This window comes from Candidatus Angelobacter sp. (genome assembly GCA_035607015.1).
Taxonomy (GTDB): Bacteria; Verrucomicrobiota; Verrucomicrobiia; order Limisphaerales; family AV2; genus AV2.
On sequence record DATNDF010000471.1, the window covers coordinates 1 to 2228 of the forward strand.

Here is a 2228-nt window from a genome sequence, read left to right on the forward strand (position 1 = left end):
ATCGATCACCGCGTCGCGCGGCATTGCTTGCACGCCGGACGCCTGCATTCAGGCGTTTAGCCGGACGGCGGCTCGCGCCGTCCGGATTGTCTTGCTTCATCAAAGAGTTTTGGGGCTGTGGCTTCCCGTGTGGGAGAGCCCAAGCAAGGAGGCATGCTGTGCCGAGTATATCTCTTCCGAACGTCACCATTCCTGCGTCTGACCATCGCCGCCTGGAACGGCTAGCGCGGGTAGCCGCAGAGCGAGGCGACACAGACGCGCTGTATCTGATGAGTGAAATCAAGCGCGCGCAAATCGTCCCGGATCGCGCCGCCCGGTTGGATTCCATCGTCACCATGGGTTCGTGGGTGACGTTCAGGACCAATTGGGGATTCCAGCGCGAGACGAGGCGATTGGTGTACCCCGAAGATTACACGTCGGACCGAAGCCAAATCGCCGTGTTGTCGCCGTTGGGCGCGGCATTGGTCGGGCTCAAGGTCGGAAGCGAAGTCCCTTTCTTCGCCGCAGGATGCACCAACTTCGTCAAGATCGAAAGCGTGAGTCGAAGAGAGCCGATCGATGTTGTGGAGTTTCTGTTTCTCGGTCCGGCGGTCAAGAACGAGCAGACTTTTAATGACGATGATCCGGAACCAAGAGCCCGCTTAGGACCAAAGGAGAGAATGCAATGAGCAAGAACAAGCCCGAACCAGTGTTGCCGCCCATCGTAATCGGTACGGAAAACGCGCGCCGTCTCAGCGCGTTGGCCAAATTCCAGCATGGCGCTCTTTCCTCGCGTAGCTCATTTCCTGGTACGGGAGACTGAGCGTGCAAAGGTGGTCGCCGACGATTGCGACCTGCGCGGCATAGTCCGCATGGGTTCGCAGGTGCGCTACTGCGTCGATAAAGCCGGCCACATTCGGAATGCAGTGCTGGTGTATCCGCACGAAGCCGATATTTCGCTGAAACGAATTTCGGTTCTTACGCCGGTTGGCGCTGCGTTGATCGGGTTGTCGGTGGCAGGTCATTGAATTCCAGGCGCCGGGCCATCAAAAGCGCCCGCTCACAATTTTGGGCGTGTCGAACTGAAGCTAAGGGAGTTCTGATATGCGGATGACCAGAGACGACGCGCTGACGGCCGTGGCCATAATCGTTATTGCGGCCGGCGTGATCTACCTTGTGAGCTTCTTCGAAGCGTGAATGTCTGAGGCTGGCGCTTGCGACCGCGCGCCCGCTCCTCAATGGACGAAGAAGGAAGGATGTCATGCCGCGCGACTTTACGTTCGAAGAGGCCGCCGTGGTTGTGGCTTGTGTGACCGTGGGACTGATCTGCGGTTTCGGCGGCCTGATCTATCTTGTCAGGTTTGTTTCGCTCTGAGTGCTTTAGACGAAATTGACGCGGAATCCATCGGTCGCAGGACCTCAAGGGCAAGAAATACGGCCGTTTTCTCGTGCCGGGGTGGTGAGCACCAGCTCGTTCAGTCAGGTTGTGAAGACATGGAGATCGCAATGAAACGCCGGCAGTTTCTGAAATGGTCGCTGGCAGGCGCGGCCGTCGTGGCGTTGTCACCGCCGGTGCGTGCCGAGGATCGACCCAAGGTCGTCTGTATCGGTACGCAGAAGGGCGGCTTCTTCTTCCCAGCGGTCAGGCAGCGGCATACGGTCGAGGACGCGTTCAAGCCACTCGGCGTGGACGTGCAATGGTCGAGTTCCAGTTCGGGCCGCCGCTGCTCGAGGCCATCAACGTCGGCAGCGTCGATTTCGGGTTATGTCGGTGACGCGCCACCTATTTTCGCGCAGGCTGCGAATGCCAGGATTCCTGATTTCGGTTGAACCTGCGTCGTTCTTGGCGTTCTCTTGTGTCGCTAACGTTGCAATGTGAATGGAGAAAGGAGCGGCTTCGGCGGCAAAGCCACCGATTTTCAGAGACAAATGAGTGAAGGCCGCCGCACGTGTGCACTCGGGCTTTCGTGTGCACCAGGTGTGCACTGAGAATGCAGATTGGCGTTTTTGGCTTGCAACCGAGGATATGATTTTGGAGAAAAGCAAAATATATCAAACTTCGCTCGCTGGATTTCCCAATCGGCCCAATCCCCTATAGGAACGATTTGAGAAAAATAGATCAGCAAAATGAATGACTTGAGGTTGAAATTTTCTGTAGCCCCGATGATGGACTGGACGGACTTCGCGGAAAAAGCAAAGTACATTCAGTACTTAAACATGTTTGTTGGAAGTCATGCTGTACCAAATGC

The 2228-nt window shown here is 56.7% G+C and carries 2 protein-coding genes and 1 pseudogene; all 3 read left to right on the forward strand.

Features of this window, described 5'->3' with window-relative positions:
* The first annotated feature begins 158 nt into the window (after positions 1 to 158).
* The 3 genes and pseudogenes from VN887_18855 to VN887_18865 all read left to right on the forward strand — a co-directional run bounded on the left by VN887_18855 (position 159) and on the right by VN887_18865 (position 1794).
* Entirely contained in the window at positions 159 to 668 is a 510-nt protein-coding gene (locus tag VN887_18855; protein HXT42076.1) for a GreA/GreB family elongation factor, read from the forward strand.
* An 87-nt stretch (positions 669 to 755) separates the two neighbouring features.
* On the forward strand, positions 756 to 1007 hold the full coding sequence (locus VN887_18860; GenBank protein ID HXT42077.1) for a GreA/GreB family elongation factor: 252 nt from the start codon (positions 756 to 758) through the stop codon (positions 1005 to 1007).
* A 478-nt stretch (positions 1008 to 1485) separates the two neighbouring features.
* A pseudogene (locus VN887_18865) lies at positions 1486 to 1794 on the forward strand (substrate-binding domain-containing protein).
* The last annotated feature ends 434 nt before the right edge of the window (positions 1795 to 2228 follow it).